Origin of the sequence: Streptomyces sp. NPDC051909 (assembly GCF_040681095.1) — a bacterium.
Lineage (GTDB): Bacteria > Actinomycetota > Actinomycetes > Streptomycetales > Streptomycetaceae > Streptomyces.
Genome location: NZ_JBFAYA010000020.1, coordinates 12,579 through 27,016 on the forward strand (window position 1 = coordinate 12,579; position 14,438 = coordinate 27,016).

At 70.6% G+C, this 14,438-nt stretch carries 11 protein-coding genes and 1 riboswitch; of the genes, 7 read left to right on the forward strand and 4 right to left on the reverse strand.

Annotated features, from left to right (window positions below; all coding sequences use genetic code 11):
- Window positions 1–13: 13 nt before the first annotated feature.
- Window positions 14–129: riboswitch (TPP riboswitch) on the forward strand.
- The 4 genes from thiC (at window position 123) to AB0M18_RS27480 (ending at window position 5,961) form a co-directional block, all read left to right on the forward strand.
- A complete protein-coding gene (gene thiC, locus AB0M18_RS27465; protein ID WP_365762530.1) occupies window positions 123–1,922 on the forward strand; it encodes a phosphomethylpyrimidine synthase ThiC in 1,800 nt (599 codons plus the stop codon). (Overlaps the previous riboswitch by 7 nt.)
- A 151-nt stretch (window positions 1,923–2,073) precedes the next feature.
- The gene (locus AB0M18_RS27470) at window positions 2,074–3,114 is read left to right on the forward strand and encodes a hypothetical protein (protein WP_365762532.1); all 1,041 of its coding nucleotides are present in this window, start codon (window positions 2,074–2,076) and stop codon (window positions 3,112–3,114) included.
- A gap of 81 nt (window positions 3,115–3,195) precedes the next feature.
- The gene (locus AB0M18_RS27475) at window positions 3,196–4,602 is read left to right on the forward strand and encodes a VWA domain-containing protein (protein WP_365762534.1); all 1,407 of its coding nucleotides are present in this window, start codon (window positions 3,196–3,198) and stop codon (window positions 4,600–4,602) included.
- An 84-nt stretch (window positions 4,603–4,686) separates the two neighbouring features.
- The gene (locus AB0M18_RS27480; protein ID WP_365762536.1) at window positions 4,687–5,961 is read left to right on the forward strand and encodes a DUF4241 domain-containing protein; all 1,275 of its coding nucleotides are present in this window, start codon (window positions 4,687–4,689) and stop codon (window positions 5,959–5,961) included.
- A 3-nt stretch (window positions 5,962–5,964) separates the two neighbouring features.
- Here AB0M18_RS27480 and AB0M18_RS27485 read toward each other — a convergent pair whose 3' ends face one another.
- The 3 genes from AB0M18_RS27485 to AB0M18_RS27495 form a co-directional block, all read right to left on the reverse strand.
- Complete coding sequence (locus AB0M18_RS27485; protein ID WP_365762538.1) at window positions 5,965–6,831, reverse strand: hypothetical protein; 867 nt, start codon at window positions 6,829–6,831, stop codon at window positions 5,965–5,967.
- Between the two features lie 161 nt (window positions 6,832–6,992).
- Window positions 6,993–8,345, reverse strand: a complete 1,353-nt coding sequence (locus AB0M18_RS27490; protein WP_365762718.1) for a metallophosphoesterase — start codon at window positions 8,343–8,345, stop codon at window positions 6,993–6,995.
- 334 nt (window positions 8,346–8,679) lie between these two features.
- Complete coding sequence (locus AB0M18_RS27495; protein ID WP_365762540.1) at window positions 8,680–9,786, reverse strand: LacI family DNA-binding transcriptional regulator; 1,107 nt, start codon at window positions 9,784–9,786, stop codon at window positions 8,680–8,682.
- A gap of 370 nt (window positions 9,787–10,156) precedes the next feature.
- Here AB0M18_RS27495 and hisC point away from each other — a divergent pair, with 370 nt between their 5' ends.
- The gene (gene hisC / locus AB0M18_RS27500) at window positions 10,157–11,254 is read left to right on the forward strand and encodes a histidinol-phosphate transaminase (RefSeq protein WP_365762542.1); all 1,098 of its coding nucleotides are present in this window, start codon (window positions 10,157–10,159) and stop codon (window positions 11,252–11,254) included.
- 48 nt (window positions 11,255–11,302) lie between these two features.
- Here the strand turns inward: hisC and AB0M18_RS27505 are convergent, their stop codons facing one another.
- Entirely contained in the window at window positions 11,303–11,680 is a 378-nt protein-coding gene (locus AB0M18_RS27505; RefSeq protein WP_365762544.1) for a cyclophilin-like fold protein, read from the reverse strand.
- Window positions 11,681–11,900: 220 nt separating this feature from the next.
- Between AB0M18_RS27505 and AB0M18_RS27510 the strand changes: the two genes are divergently transcribed.
- Window positions 11,901–13,406: a cytochrome ubiquinol oxidase subunit I gene (locus AB0M18_RS27510; protein ID WP_365762546.1), complete on the forward strand. Its 1,506-nt coding sequence runs from the start codon at window positions 11,901–11,903 to the stop codon at window positions 13,404–13,406.
- Between the two features lie 18 nt (window positions 13,407–13,424).
- Window positions 13,425–14,429 carry a cytochrome d ubiquinol oxidase subunit II gene (gene cydB, locus AB0M18_RS27515; RefSeq protein ID WP_365762548.1) on the forward strand — a complete coding sequence of 335 codons (1,005 nt, stop codon included), beginning with the start codon at window positions 13,425–13,427 and terminating at the stop codon, window positions 14,427–14,429.
- The last annotated feature ends 9 nt before the right edge of the window (window positions 14,430–14,438 follow it).

Sequence of the window (14,438 nt, forward strand, 5' to 3'; positions counted from 1 at the left end):
AGCGTGGTGACACCTTTGCACACGCGGGAGCTCGGAGCACCGGGCTGAGAGGGCGCTGACGAATCGCTGCGCCGACCGCCGAACCTGTTACCGGGTAATGCCGGCGTAGGGAGATCGGTCTCATGACCATTCAGGATGCACACACGCCTGCCTCCGACCAGAACGCCCCGCAGGGCGGCGGCCAGGGCCAGCGCACGCCGGGCTGGCACAAGGGTTACGTCGAGGGCTCCCGCCCCGACCTCCGGGTGCCCGTCCGACAGGTACACCTCACCAACGGCAAGGACGTGACGCTGTACGACACGTCCGGCCCGTACACCGACCCGACCGTCGAGACGGACGTCCGAAGGGGTCTGGCGCCGCTGCGCGAGAACTGGATCATCGCGCGCGGCGACACCGAGGAGTACCCGGGCCGTCCGGTCCGGCCCGAGGACGACGGCATCAAGCACACCTCGCCGCGCGGCGGCGGGCTCAGGAACCTCGACGCCGTCTTCCCCGGCCGGCCCCGGCTGCCCCGCCGCGGCCGCGCCGGCCAGGCCGTCACGCAGCTCGCGTACGCCCGCCGGGGCGAGATCACCCCGGAGATGGAGTACGTCGCGATCCGCGAGAACGTCTCCCCCGAGGTCGTACGGGAGGAGATCGCGGCGGGCCGTGCCGTGCTGCCGGCGAACGTCAACCACCCGGAGATCGAGCCGATGATCATCGGCAAGCGGTTCCTGGTGAAGGTCAACGCCAACATCGGCAACTCCGCGGTCACCTCCTCCATCGAGGAGGAGGTGGAGAAGATGACCTGGGCGACCAAGTGGGGCGCCGACACGGTCATGGACCTCTCCACCGGCCGCAACATCCACACCACCCGCGAGTGGGTGCTGCGCAACTCCCCCGTGCCGATCGGCACCGTGCCGCTCTACCAGGCCCTGGAGAAGGTCGACGGCAAGGCCGAGGAGCTGACCTGGGAGATCTACAAGGACACGGTCATCGAGCAGGCCGAGCAGGGCGTCGACTACATGACGGTGCACGCCGGCGTGCTGCTGCCGTACGTGCCGCTCACCGCCCGCCGCAAGACCGGCATCGTCTCGCGCGGCGGCTCGATCATGGCCGCGTGGTGTCTCGCGCACCACGAGGAGAACTTCCTCTACACGAACTTCGAGGAGCTCTGCGAGATCCTCGCGGCGTACGACGTCACGTACTCGCTCGGCGACGGTCTCCGGCCCGGCTCGATCGCGGACGCCAACGACGACGCGCAGTTCGCGGAGCTGCGCACGCTCGGCGAGCTGAACACGATCGCCAAGCGGCACAACGTGCAGACGATGATCGAGGGCCCGGGCCATGTCCCGATGCACAAGATCAAGGAGAACATCGACCTCCAGCAGGAGATCTGCGAGGAGGCGCCGTTCTACACGCTCGGCCCGCTGACCACGGACGTCGCCCCGGCGTACGACCACATCACCTCGGGCATCGGCGCCGCGATGATCGCCTGGTGGGGCACCGCGATGCTCTGCTACGTCACGCCCAAGGAGCACCTGGGCCTGCCGAACAAGGACGACGTGAAGACCGGCGTCATCACGTACAAGATCGCGGCCCACGCGGCGGACCTCGCCAAGGGCCACCCGGGCGCGCAGGAGTGGGACGACGCGCTCTCGGACGCGCGGTTCGAGTTCCGCTGGGAGGACCAGTTCAACCTGGCCATGGACCCCGTCACGGCGCGTGAGTTCCACGACGAGACGCTGCCGGCGGAGCCCGCGAAGACGGCGCACTTCTGCTCGATGTGCGGCCCGAAGTTCTGCTCGATGAAGATCTCCCAGGACATCCGCCGTGAGCACGGCGGCGACCTGAAGGCGGAGGAGATCGAGGCGGGCATGGCCGAGAAGTCGGCGGAGTTCGCCGCCGCGGGCAACCGGGTCTACCTGCCGATGGCGGACTGATCCGGAGACCGGAAGCACGAGACGGGCCCGTGACCCCGGGGGGAGTCACGGGCCCGCCTACGATCACGCATGCGTGCATGCGTGCACGCCTGCACGCCTGCACGCCTGCACGCCTGGTGGCAACGCGAACGTGGCCTGCGGAGGGGGATCGATGGGAAGCACCGGGGTGGTGCGGTGGAAGGCGACCGGCAAGGTGCGGTCGTTGGCATGGGACGGGGAGGACCTCGTCGACCGAGTGGACGGGGGACGGCGCTGGACATCCGACGGCGTCGAGCACCAATCGGGACGCATGTACGCGTACCCCTTCGACCGGGCCGTCGTCTCGCCGTCCGGCCGGTACACCGTCGCGTACACCGAGCGGGGGACGAAGGCGCTGCTCCTCGACGGACAGCGGATCGTCCGTGAGCTCGACCGGAGCTACTACCACGCCAAGGACTTCGACTACCCGGTGACGCTGGGCGCGCTCGCCGACGGTCGGGAGGTGCTGGTGCACTGTCCCGAAAGCCATGAAGTCGTCGAAGTCGAGGACGTGGCAACCGGTGAGCGGCTCACTCAGGGCGAGCGGCTGCCGACCGACGTCTTCCATTCCAGGCTTGCGATGAGTCCCGACGGCAAGCGGCTCCTCTCGGCCGGCTGGCTGTGGAGTCCGTTCGGGATCGTCCGGGTGTACGACCTCGAACGGGCGCTGACAGAGCCGGCCGTGCTCGACAGCGAGGGCCTCCTGCCGTCGTGGAGCTGGGTGGACGCCGAGATCGACGCCGCGTGTTGGCTCGACGGCGATCGCCTGGCGGTGGCGACGGGCGAGGACGAGGGCGACGAGGGCGACGAGGGCGACGACGGCGACGACGACGGGGACGACCCGGCAACGCTGGGGCCCAGGCAGTTGGGCGTGTGGTCGCTGTCGGAGCGGAGATGGCTGCACAGGCACCGGCTTGAGCTTCCGGCGGGCACGCTCATCGGGCACGGTGACGGCGTCATCTCGCTGTACGAGTACCCGCGGCTGATCGATGTGGCCACCGGAGCCGTTCTCGCGGAGTGGCCGGAGGTCGGAGTCCCCTCGCGAGTCGGCAGCTACGGGGTGAGACACGTACCGACTCCCGTGGCCGCGCTTCATCCGGACGGCAGTCGTCTGGCGGTGGCCCGGCCGGACGGAATCGCGATCATCGCGCTTCCTTCACGGGCCGGCCGCTGAGCGGTCGTTGAACCTGCGATCAGAAGCGCCGAGACCGGCAAGAACCAGCCATTCGGGCCGTGCGCTCGGCAGACTGGGACCATGACAGCGAGATCTCTCAGCAAGGGTGCCAACGTTCCCGTGGACTCTCCGGCGGTGCGCGCCGAGCTCGTCTGGGCGCCCGGATCGGGGGTGCCCGATGTCGACGCCTCGGCGTTGCTGCTGACCTCGGCCGGGAGGGTCCGAGACGACGGCGACTTCGTCTTCTACAACCAGCCGCGGCATGCGTCCGGCGCCGTGGCTCATCTGGGGAAGCGGAGTACGGGCGGCGATGTCATGGGCGACAGCGTGGCGGTGGACCTCCGCTCGCTGGAGCCCGAGGTCGAGCGCGTCGTGCTGTGCGCCTCGGCGGACGGCGGGACGTTCGGGCAGGTGCCCGGGCTGATGCTGCGGCTGCTGGACGCGGCCTCCGGGAACGAACTGGCGCGCTTCGACATGGCCGCCGGGACCGAGACGGCGTTCATCTGCGGCGAGCTGTACCTGCGGCAGGGGCAGTGGAAGTTCCGGGCGGTGGGGCAGGGTTACGCGGCAGGGCTCGCCGGTCTCGCCACGGAGTTCGGCATCACGGTCGACGAGCCGTCCACCCCGGCCCCGGCCCCGGCTCCGGCTCCGGCTCCGGCCCCGGCCCTGGCCCCGGCTCCGGTGCCGCCGCCCGCCGCCGTATCTGCTCCGTCCGCCGGGCCGCGCCTCGGCAAGGGTGAGGAGCGGCTCCCCGTGGACATGCGCAAGCGCCTGTCGCTGCGCAAGGAACAGGTCGCGGTCAGCCTGCGCAAGCACGGAGCGGAGGGGGTCGTCGCACGGGTCGTCCTCGTCCTCGACGCCTCCGGCTCCATGAGCTTCCTGTACACGCGCGGCGTCGTGGCCGACGTGGTGGAGCGGATGGCCGCGGTCGCCGCCCAGCTCGACGACGACGGTGAGATGCAGGCCTGGACGTTCGCCTCCCAGCCGGCCCGGCTGCCCGACCTCCGGCTCGGCGAACTCCCCGACTGGCTGCGCCTGCACGTACGCGTCGGGCAGGTCGGTCTCTTCCGCCGCAACAAGAGGCCGAGGGGTCTGGAACCCGGGCAGGTCGACATGCGGACGGTGGGCATCCAGAACGAGGAGCAGCGCGTCATCGCCGAGGTGCGCTCCTACGTCGCCCAGAACCCCGCGCCCGTCCCCACCCTGGTGCTGTTCTTCTCCGACGGCGGCGTCTACCGCAACGCCGAGATCGAGCAGGAGCTGCGCGCGGCGGCGGAGGAGCCGATCTTCTGGCAGTTCGTCGGCCTGGGCCGGTCCGACTACGGAGTCCTCGAACGCTTCGACACGCTGCCCGGCCGCCGCGTCGACAACGTCGGCTTCTTCGCCGTCGACGACATCAGCACGGTCCCCGACCCCGAGCTCTACGACCGGCTCCTGTCCGAGTTCCCGAGCTGGATCACCGCCGCGCGCCGGGCCGGCATCCTCTGACCGACCGCTACGGTCTCCTCGTACGTACGTACGTACGTACGTGCGTGCGAGACGGAGGCGGAGGCGGAGGTAGGGGTGGGGTCGATGGAGGACGTCGTCGAGGTGGCGTACGGCGAGGGCTGGGACCTGGCCACGCGCACACTGTGGCGGCCGCTGACCGCGGAGGCGGCGGCGGTACGGGACGCGGCCGGGCTGCCGTATGTCGCGGCGTACCGGCGGGCCGGGCGGGAGGCGCCGCTGGAGGTGCGGCTGACGTCCTGGCGGGACCACTTCACGGGCGTGTGGGTGTACGACGAGCAGGGCCGGCGCACCTGTCGGCTGGACCTGCGGCTGCTCGACGGCGACCGGCTGCTGCATCACGAGGCGGAGCGCTGGTCGTACCCGGCAGCCGGGGCGCCCGAGTTCGACCCGGGGTGCGAGCGGCGGAAGATGACGCTGTATCCGGACGGGCGCGGGAGTGACGAGCGGGAGCGGCCGGGCCGCGGCCTCTTCGTGAGCTCGGCCGACGTGCCGGAGGAACAGCGCCGGCTGGACCGGCCGGGGTTCGGTTCCTGGCCGCTGTTCTCGGCGCAGGAGCATGGGATTGCGGACGGGGTGCCGTTCGCCGTGGCAGAGCCGGAGCCGGAGCCGGAGCCGGAGGGGAACGGCGAGGGGGAGCCGAAGGGACTCTGGTCGGCGCCGCGGCCGGCCGAACCCGTCTGCCTGGACGAGCTGTTCCGGCCGGGGACGCGCCTCGCCGCCGGTTACCACCCCGACGTGACCGTTCTGCCGCCAGTCGCACAGGGCACCCTGCGCGTGCCCAGCGGGGAGTTGGCGGTCGACGCCCCCGACAACTACGGCGAGGGAGGCCCGAGGATCGTGATCCCCGTGCCACCGGGCGAGTACGCCCTCGAGGAGGCGCAGACCCGCGCCCGGGGCGAGAGCTACGTGAGCACGCCGGCCGCACGGCTGAGACTGAGCGACGCTCCGGTGGCGTCCTGGGAGATGGCGCTGGGGGAGGACGACGACGTCCGGCTGCTCGGAGACGGCGAGGCGTACGGTTTCGGCACGGACGGGGCGAGCGGCTGCTTCGCCGACGCCGCTGCCTGGGATGCGTTGAAGCAGCGCTTCGCGCGGGCGCACATGGAGGGCGACGAGGAGGCCGGGGAGGGCATCGCGGACTCCCTGTACTTCCTGCGTACCGCGGACCCGGAGGCTGCCGGTGGCGCGGGCGCCGACCTGGCGGCCTTCTACACGTGCGGGGACGGCGTGTGGCCGGTGTGGATCGGGCGGTCGGCGGCGGGGGACGTCGTCTGTGTGACGGTGGTGGGGGACTTCGACTACATGGCCCCGAAGGTCATCGCGCAGCCCACCGCCTGACGGTCACTCGGGCCGCCGCTCCGGCGAGCCGAAGTCCGGGCTCGTGAAGTCCGGGCTCGAGTAGGAGGGGCGGATGTCGGACGCGCCCTCGTTCGGGCTGGTGAAGTCCGGGCCGCTGTAGCCGACCTTGGGTATCCGGCCGGCCGGGGGCGGGGTCTGCTTCCGTACGGCCGGGGCTGGGGTCGGCGCCGGGGCTGGGGCTGGGGTTGGGGCCGATGGCGGTGGCGTCGCGGCGAGCGCGTCGCGGAGGAACGGGAGCAGGCCCCGTTCCAGGAGGGCCGTGCGCCAGGCGGCCCGGGCGCGCGTCAGCTCGTCGTCGGGGGCCTCGGCCGGGACCTCCGTGGCGCTGTTGCGCAGCGCGGTGACGAGGAGGCCGGCCCCGGCCCACAGCAGGCCGGCCGCCGCGACGGAGCCGAAGAACAGGCCGGCGGTGAGCAGCGCGTCGGCGAAGGCCGGGGCGGGGTCCAGCATCTTCAGGACGGCGCCGACGAGCAGGAAGATGACGGCCGCGGTGCCCGCGAGGAGCGGGGCGAGGACGGTCACGACGGCGACGACCCCCGCACCGCCGACGACACCCGGGCCGCCCCGGCCGTCGGCCAGGACCTCGGCCGCGTCGGGTGCGGCGGTCGCCCGCACCTGTTCGCGGAGCTGCTCGCGGACCTTCACGAAGTGGTCGTACTCGGTCGCGGCGGCGGTCGTGATGAGCGCGGTCGCGTTCAGGGCCATCGCGCGCAGCTGGGCCGTGCTGAGCCGGGTCCCGGCCTCGGCGAGGTCCGGGTGGGCGTGCGCGTTGCGCAGTGCGTCGTCGACGACCCGCTCGAACTCGGCGCGGTCCTCGGTCAGCAGGTGCGGAGCCACGTTCATGTGCATCCCCCGATGCTCCGTAGGGGCCGGAACCGACCGCTGCGGACGGCGGTTCAGGCGGAAACGGAGGAGAGCCTGCTACGGATGAGCCGATGGTAGGGCGGTCACGGCCCGTGGTGACAGGGTGTTTCGGGAAATCGACTTCCCCGGATGCGGAGTGTTATGCGTCAGGCGGGCAGCGGGAGTTGGACGACCAGCAGCTTTCCGGCCATGGTCACTCCGCCGTCCATCGCGATGGCGAGACCGTCCGCGTAGACGTGCGGACCGTCCACGACCGGGCGCTCGCCCTCCTCGCCGTCCTCCGTGCCGACCTGGCCGAGGAGGTACGGAATGGGGCTGTGGCCGTGCACGATCCGGTGCCCGCCGTAGGTGCCGAGCAGCTCCTGCACCGCCTGCGGCCCAGCGGCCTCGTCACGGAACGCGAAGCGCTTGGTGAACTTCCGGAAGAGGTCCCAGACCTCGTCCGCGTCGTTCCGGGTGAGGATCTCGTGGACCTTGTCGTTGACGTCCTCGATGGTCTGGCCGTACTCCAGGTACGCGGTGGTGTCCGAATGGAGCAGCAGGTGCCCGTCCTGCTCCACCACGGCGTCGAGCCGGGACATCCACTGCAGGTGCATGTCCGTGAGGCGGTCCATGTCGTGCTTCTGGCCGCCGTTGAGCAGCCAGGCCGCCTGGAAGGTGGCGGTGCCGGCGCCGGAGTTGACGGGGGTGTCGCCGAAACGCTTGGCGCCGATGAGCAGCAGCTCGTGATTGCCCATCAGGGCCTTGCAGTAGCCGCCGGCGGCGGCCGCCTCGGCGGACAGGCGCATCACCAGGTCGATCACGCCGATGCCGTCGGGGCCGCGGTCCGTGAAGTCGCCGAGGAACCACAGGCGGGCGTTGCCCGCGGCCCAGTGGCCGTTCTCGTCGATGAGGCCCTGGGCGTGCAGCGCCTCCAGGAGCTCGTCCAGGTAGCCGTGGACGTCGCCCACGACGTAGAGCGGGCCGCGGCCGTCGGAGGCCGCGGCGGGGGCGGGCAGGGGTGCCGTGGCGACCGGCACCTGGAGGGTGTCGCCCCGGTTGATGACCGGCAGGTCGCGCTCGGTGGGGGTGTAGCCCTCGGGCTCGTCGTCCGGGTAGGCGTTGCCGGGGTGCCCGGAGGCCGCGGGAGCCGCGGGAGCCGCGGGAGCCGTGGGTGCCGGGGGAGCCACGGGGGCGCCGTAGGACGGCTCGTACGCCGCCTGGGCCGGGCTCGCCGCCGGGTGCTGGGGCGCGAGGGAGCCGAGGTGCAGCGTGGCGTCGGCAGGTGTGGGTGCGGGCGCGGCGGCGGGCACGGCGGCAGGCGTGGGGGCAGGCGCTTGTGCGGCCGCGGGTGCCGGGGCGGTCGTAGACGCGGGCGCGGGGACCTCGGCCGGGAACGGCTCGGTCGTATGGCTCTGGACGGGCACCCGCGCGTACGGAGGTACACGGAAGTCACGCAACGTCGCCGTGCGCACCACGGGTTCCTGCCCGGCCCCCTGTGTCATCGACCCCTCCACCACCGTCGCGATGCCCTGCACATCGCGGACCGGTCCTGGTCGGGGTGGTCCGCGGTGTCGTCCGCCCATCATAGGAATGAGGGTCCGCCTCTGTGACGCACCAGGGGTGGTGAATCCGGGTCCACTCCGGGTTCACTGGTTGTTTCGCCCGAATTGGGAAGGTCCAGGCCAGGGAAGGGACCGGGGCGCGCCGAGGTTTGTCCCCGGACCGCTCCAGAGATGCGGCCCCCGCCCCGCACCTCTGGAGCCCCGTTCCCCGTCCCCGTTCCCCGTCCCCGGCCGCGCGCCCCCGCGTGCGGCCGGTCCCCCGCGCCCCCTTTCCGCTCCCCTCCCGGGATCAGTCCTTCGAGGGAGAGCGCGGCGGGCTGACCGTCGTCCGCGGCGGGCGGCGCTGCGAGGAGGTGCGGACGATCAGCTCCGTCGGTATCACCTGCTCGACCGGGCCGTCCGTCTCGATGCCCTCGATGGCGTCGATGAGCAGCTGGACGACGGCGGTGCCGATCCGGCGCGGTTTCAGCGAGAGCGTCGTGATCGGCGGCTCGGTGTTCGCGTAGACCGTGGACTCGCTGCAGCACACGAGCAGCAGGTCGTCGGGGACCCGCAGTCCGTAGCGGCGGGCGGCCGCGAGCAGATCGGTGCCGTTGGGGTCGAACAGCCCGTAGACGGCGTCCGGGCGGTCCGGCCGGGCGAGCAGCCGGTCGGCGGCGACGGCCCCCGCGCAGGGGTCGTGCGCCGGGTAGGCCTCGTACACCGGGTCCTGGCCGACCCGTTCGCACCAGTTGAGATAGGCGGTGGTGGACAGGCGGGTGTACGTGTCGGTGGTGGTCCCGGTGAGCAGGCCGATCCGGCGGGCGCCGGCCGCGGCCAGGTGGTCGAGCAGGTCGAGGACGGCGGCCTCGTGGTCGTTGTCGACCCAGGCCGTCACCGGCAGGGTGCCGGCGGGGCGCCCGTCGGAGACGACGGGCAGCCCCTGGCGGACCAGCTCGGTGACCACCGGGTCGTGGTCGGAGGGGTCGATGACGACGGTGCCGTCGAGGGCGACGTTGGACCAGACGTCGTGGCGGGAGGTGGCGGGGAGGATGACGAGGGCGTAGCCGCGGGCGAGCGCGGCGGACGTGGCGGCTCTCGCCATCTCCGCGAAATACGCGAATTCGGTGAAGGTGAAAGGTTCATCCCCGTACGTGGTCACGGTCAGGCCGATGAGTCCCGACTTGCCCGTACGGAGCGTGCGGGCCGCCGCGGACGGGCGGTAGCCCAGCCGGTCTGCGACCTCGCGGACGTGACGGCGGGTGGCGTCCGGGAGCCGGCCCTTGCCGTTGAGCGCGTCGGAGACAGTCGTGATGGAGACCCCGGCGGCGGCGGCCACGTCCCGGATGCCCGCCCGGCCCTGCCGGCTTCCCCGAGTCTGTGCCCGGCTCACCTGGTGCTTCCCTGCTGCTGTCATGGCGAGCCGATAGTAGGGCGATGGGGGTGGGTCGAGCCGGTCGCATATGCAGGCATTGACAGGCACGTTTCTGCATGATCGAGAGCTGTCAATCTCCTTGGAAACAGAGAAAGTTCAGGTCAGGGCCATGGGACCAGGGGTCTCGGGTGCCCATGCGCCTGGCGAGGGGGCGAGGTCTCGAAGAGGTCTCAACTCACCTCTACGGGGGATGCGCGCCACGGCGCTCGCCACCGGCGCACGCCACCCCCATGTGCGCTCCCCCCTGGGTCGGGGGCACGAGAGACCATTTGTCCACAGCCCATTCGCAGGGGAGCCGAATCCTCATAAGGTGAGGAGTATTGGTGGTACGGAAGGTCGAGGAGGACACAGAGTGAGCGAGACCAGCGGGACGAGCACGTCGGGCCCCAAGCTGCGGGCCGAGCTGGACGGCGTCCCCACCTACAAGCCGGGCAAGCCGGCCGCCGCGGGCGGGCCGGTCGCCTTCAAGCTGTCCTCGAACGAGAACCCGTATCCGCCGCTGCCCGGCGTGATGGAGAGCACGCTGGCCGCCGCCGCGAACTTCAACCGTTACCCGGACATGGCGTGCACGGGGCTGATGGAGGAGCTGGCCGACCGCTTCGGCGTGCCCGTCTCGCACCTCGCCACCGGCACCGGCTCGGTCGGCGTGGCCCAGCAGCTGCTGCAGGCCACGGCGGGCCCGGGCGACGAGGTGATCTACGCCTGGCGCTCCTTCGAGGCGTACCCGATCATCACGCAGATCAGCGGCGCCACCTCGGTGCGGGTGCCGCTGACCGAGGGCGAGGTGCACGACCTCGACGCGATGGCGGCGGCGATCACCGACCGGACCCGGCTGATCTTCGTCTGCAACCCGAACAACCCCACGGGCACCGCGGTGCGCCGTGCCGAGCTGGAGCGTTTCCTGGACCGGGTGCCCTCCGACGTCCTGGTGGTGCTCGACGAGGCGTACAAGGAGTTCGTCCGCGACGCCGACGTACCGGACGGCATCGAGATCTACCGCGACCGGCCGAACGTGGCGGTGCTGCGCACCTTCTCGAAGGCGTACGGCCTGGCCGGCCTGCGGGTGGGCTTCGCGGTCGCCCACGAGCCGGTGGCGGCGGCGCTCCGCAAGACGGCGGTCCCGTTCGGGGTGAGCCAGCTGGCGCAGGACGCGGCGGTTGCCTCGCTGCGGGCGGAGGACGAGCTGCTGGGGCGGGTCGGCTCCCTGGTGGCCGAGCGCGCGCGGGTCCATGCGGGGCTCGTGGCCCAGGGCTGGACCGTGCCGGACACCCAGGCGAACTTCGTCTGGCTGCGGCTCGGCGAGCGGACCATGGACTTCGCGGCGGAGTGCGAGCGGCACGGCGTGGTCGTGCGGCCGTTCGCGGGGGAGGGCGTTCGCGTCACGATCGGTGAGAGCGAGGCGAACGATCTGTTCCTGAAGACGGCGGAGGGCTTCCACAAGGAGAGCTGACCCGCGGGACTTCCCGAGCCGGTCCGGTCCGGTCCGGTCCGGTCCGGGTCAGTCCACGAGTTCGACGCGGATCGGGTCGCCGTCCCTGACGGTGGCCAGGATCCGCGGGTCCGCGTCCAGCGCGCCCAGGACGTTGCAGGGGCTCGCGAGCCGCGGTTCGTCCCCGCGCGAGATCGGCGTGGGGCCGTAGGGGAGGGCGAGTGCGTCGCCCTCCGTCCAGAAGGCCACCGTGCCCGGGGTGACGACCTGCCGGGCGTCGGACTCGAGCGGGACCGAGACCGGAGTGTCGAAGTAGACCTCCTCGCCCCAGGTCCGGGCGGTGGAGGAGATCGGGAGAACCCCCGCGAGCGCCTTGCTCGTGGGGGTTTCGTCGATGGTGGCCGTGGCGTGGCCGGCGGGCCACGAGATGCGTATCCGAAGGGTCATGGCCCGGATTCAACAATATGTTGAAGGCCCTGGGAAGGGGTGGCCATGGCCGGGACGTGACCCTTGACATAGGGACCCCGCCTGTACGTGCGGATTTCGTATGAGCCATAATGCTTGTGAATGTGAACGCGTTCACAAGCGTGTCCCTGTTCCTCCCGAAATGGGGCGGATCAAAGGGGCAAACTGCCGTTGTGGCCGCGGCAATGCAAGGAGAGTCAACGTGGACATTGCGTTGGCGCCAGAGACTCTGGCGCGCTGGCAGTTCGGCATCACCACCGTCTACCACTTCCTCTTCGTACCGCTGACGATCTCCCTCGCCGCCCTCACCGCCGGCCTCCAGACGGCCTGGGTGCGCACGGAGAAGGAGAAGTACCTCAAGGCGACGAAGTTCTGGGGCAAGCTCTTCCTGATCAACATCGCGATGGGTGTCGTCACCGGCATCGTGCAGGAGTTCCAGTTCGGCATGAACTGGTCCGACTACTCACGCTTCGTCGGCGACATCTTCGGCGCTCCCCTGGCCTTCGAGGCGCTGATCGCCTTCTTCTTCGAGTCGACCTTCATCGGTCTGTGGATCTTCGGCTGGGACAAGCTTCCCAAGAAGATCCACCTCGCCTGCATGTGGATGGTGTCGATCGGCACGATCCTGTCCGCGTACTTCATCCTGGCCGCCAACTCCTGGATGCAGCACCCGGTCGGCTACAAGATCAATGCCCAGCGGGGGCGGGCCGAGCTCACCGACTTCTGGCACGTGCTCACCCAGAACACCGCCCTCACCCAGTTCTTCCACACCATCACCGCGGCCTTCCTGGTCGGCGGCGCCTTCATGGTCGGCATCGCGGCCTTCCACCTGGCGCGCAAGAAGCACATCGCGGTGATGCGGACCTCGCTGCGGCTCGGCCTGATCACACTGATCATCGCCGGTCTCGGCACCGCCATCAGCGGTGACCTGCTCGGCAAGGTCATGTTCAAGCAGCAGCCGATGAAGATGGCCGCGGCCGAGGCCCTGTGGGACGGCGAGGCGCCGGCTCCGTTCTCCGTCTTCGCCTACGGCGACGTCGAGAAGGGCCACAACAAGGTGGCCATAGAGATCCCGGGCCTGCTGTCCTTCCTCGCGAACGACGACTTCAGCTCGTACGTCCCCGGCATCAACGACGTCAACAAGGCGGAGCAGGCGCAGTTCGGGCCCGGCGACTACCGGCCCAACATCCCGGTCGCCTACTGGGGCTTCCGCTGGATGATCGGCTTCGGCATGGCCTCGCTGGCCGTCGGCGTCGTCGGACTCTGGCTGACCCGCAAGAAGTTCATGCTGGCGCCGGGGATGCGGACCGGTGAGGACGAAGTGCCGAATCTGGTCCTGTTCAAGCGGAAGGCGCTCAGCCCCCGCCTGGGCAAGTGGTACTGGATCGTCGCCCTCTGGACCATGGCCTTCCCACTGATCGCCAACTCCTGGGGCTGGATCTTCACCGAGATGGGCCGTCAGCCCTGGGTCGTCTACGGCGTGCTGCGCACCCGTGATGCCGTCTCCCCCGGAGTCTCCCAGGGCGAGGTGCTCACCTCGATGATCGTCTTCACCCTGCTCTACGCCGTCCTCGCCGTGATCGAGGTCAAGCTGCTCGTCAAGTACGTGAAGGCCGGCCCGCCCGAGCTCACCGACGACGACCTCAACCCGCCCACCCGGATCGGCGGGGACCGCGACGCCGACCGCCCCATGGCCTTCTCGTACTGAGGCTCAGGAGATCGAGGCATGGAACTCCACGACGTCTGGTTCGTACTCATCGCCGTCCTCTGGATCGGCTACTTCTTCCTGGAGGGCTTCGACTTCGGGGTCGGTGTCCTGACCAAGCTGCTCGCCCGCGACCGGTCCGAGAAGCGAGTCCTCATCAACACCATCGGCCCGGTCTGGGACGGCAACGAGGTGTGGCTGCTCACGGCGGGCGGCGCGACCTTCGCCGCCTTCCCCGAGTGGTACGCGACCCTGTTCTCCGGCTTCTACCTGCCGCTGCTGATCATCCTGATCTGTCTCATCGTGCGCGGTGTCGCCTTCGAATACCGGGCGAAGCGGCCCGAGGAGAACTGGCAGCGCAACTGGGAGCAGGCCATCTTCTGGACCTCGCTCGTCCCCGCGTTCCTGTGGGGCGTGGCCTTCGGCAACATCGTGCGCGGTGTGAAGATCGACAAGGACCTGGAGTACGTCGGCGACTTCTGGGACCTGCTCAACCCGTACGCGCTGCTCGGCGGTCTGGTCACGCTGACCCTCTTCACCTTCCACGGCGCGGTGTTCGCCTCGCTCAAGACGGTGGGGGACATCCGGGACCGGGCCCGTGCGCTCGCGCTCAGGCTGGGTCTGGTCACGGCGGTGCTCGCGCTCGGCTTCCTCGTCTGGACCCAGGCCGACAAGGGTGACGCCTGGAGCCTGGCCGCGATGCTGGTCGCCGTGGTCTGTCTGGTCGGTGCGATCGGCGCGATCCGGGTCGGGCGCGAAGGCTGGTCGTTCGCGCTCTCCGGTGTCACGATCGCGGCGGCGGTGGCCATGCTCTTCCTGACGCTCTTCCCGAACGTCATGCCGTCGACGCTCGACCCGGCCTGGAGCCTGACCGTCACCAACGCCTCGTCGAGCCCGTACACGCTCAAGATCATGACGTGGTGCGCGGCCGTGGCGACCCCGCTGGTGCTGCTCTACCAGAGCTGGACCTACTGGGTGTTCCGTAAGCGCATCGGCACACAGCACATCGCGGAACCAGCCCACTAGCCGCTGCTC

Bases quoted from the DNA above. Each gene is read 5' to 3' on its own strand.
- thiC (WP_365762530.1), top strand. From the start codon at position 123: ATGACCATTCAGGATGCACACACGCCTGCCTCCGACCAGAACGCCCCG.
- AB0M18_RS27470 (WP_365762532.1), top strand. From the start codon at position 2,074: ATGGGAAGCACCGGGGTGGTGCGGTGGAAGGCGACCGGCAAGGTGCGG.
- AB0M18_RS27475 (WP_365762534.1), top strand. From the start codon at position 3,196: ATGACAGCGAGATCTCTCAGCAAGGGTGCCAACGTTCCCGTGGACTCT.
- AB0M18_RS27480 (WP_365762536.1), top strand. From the start codon at position 4,687: ATGGAGGACGTCGTCGAGGTGGCGTACGGCGAGGGCTGGGACCTGGCC.
- AB0M18_RS27485 (WP_365762538.1), bottom strand. From the start codon at position 6,831: ATGCACATGAACGTGGCTCCGCACCTGCTGACCGAGGACCGCGCCGAG.
- AB0M18_RS27495 (WP_365762540.1), bottom strand. From the start codon at position 9,786: ATGACAGCAGCAGGGAAGCACCAGGTGAGCCGGGCACAGACTCGGGGA.
- AB0M18_RS27505 (WP_365762544.1), bottom strand. From the start codon at position 11,680: ATGACCCTTCGGATACGCATCTCGTGGCCCGCCGGCCACGCCACGGCC.
- cydB (WP_365762548.1), top strand. From the start codon at position 13,425: ATGGAACTCCACGACGTCTGGTTCGTACTCATCGCCGTCCTCTGGATC.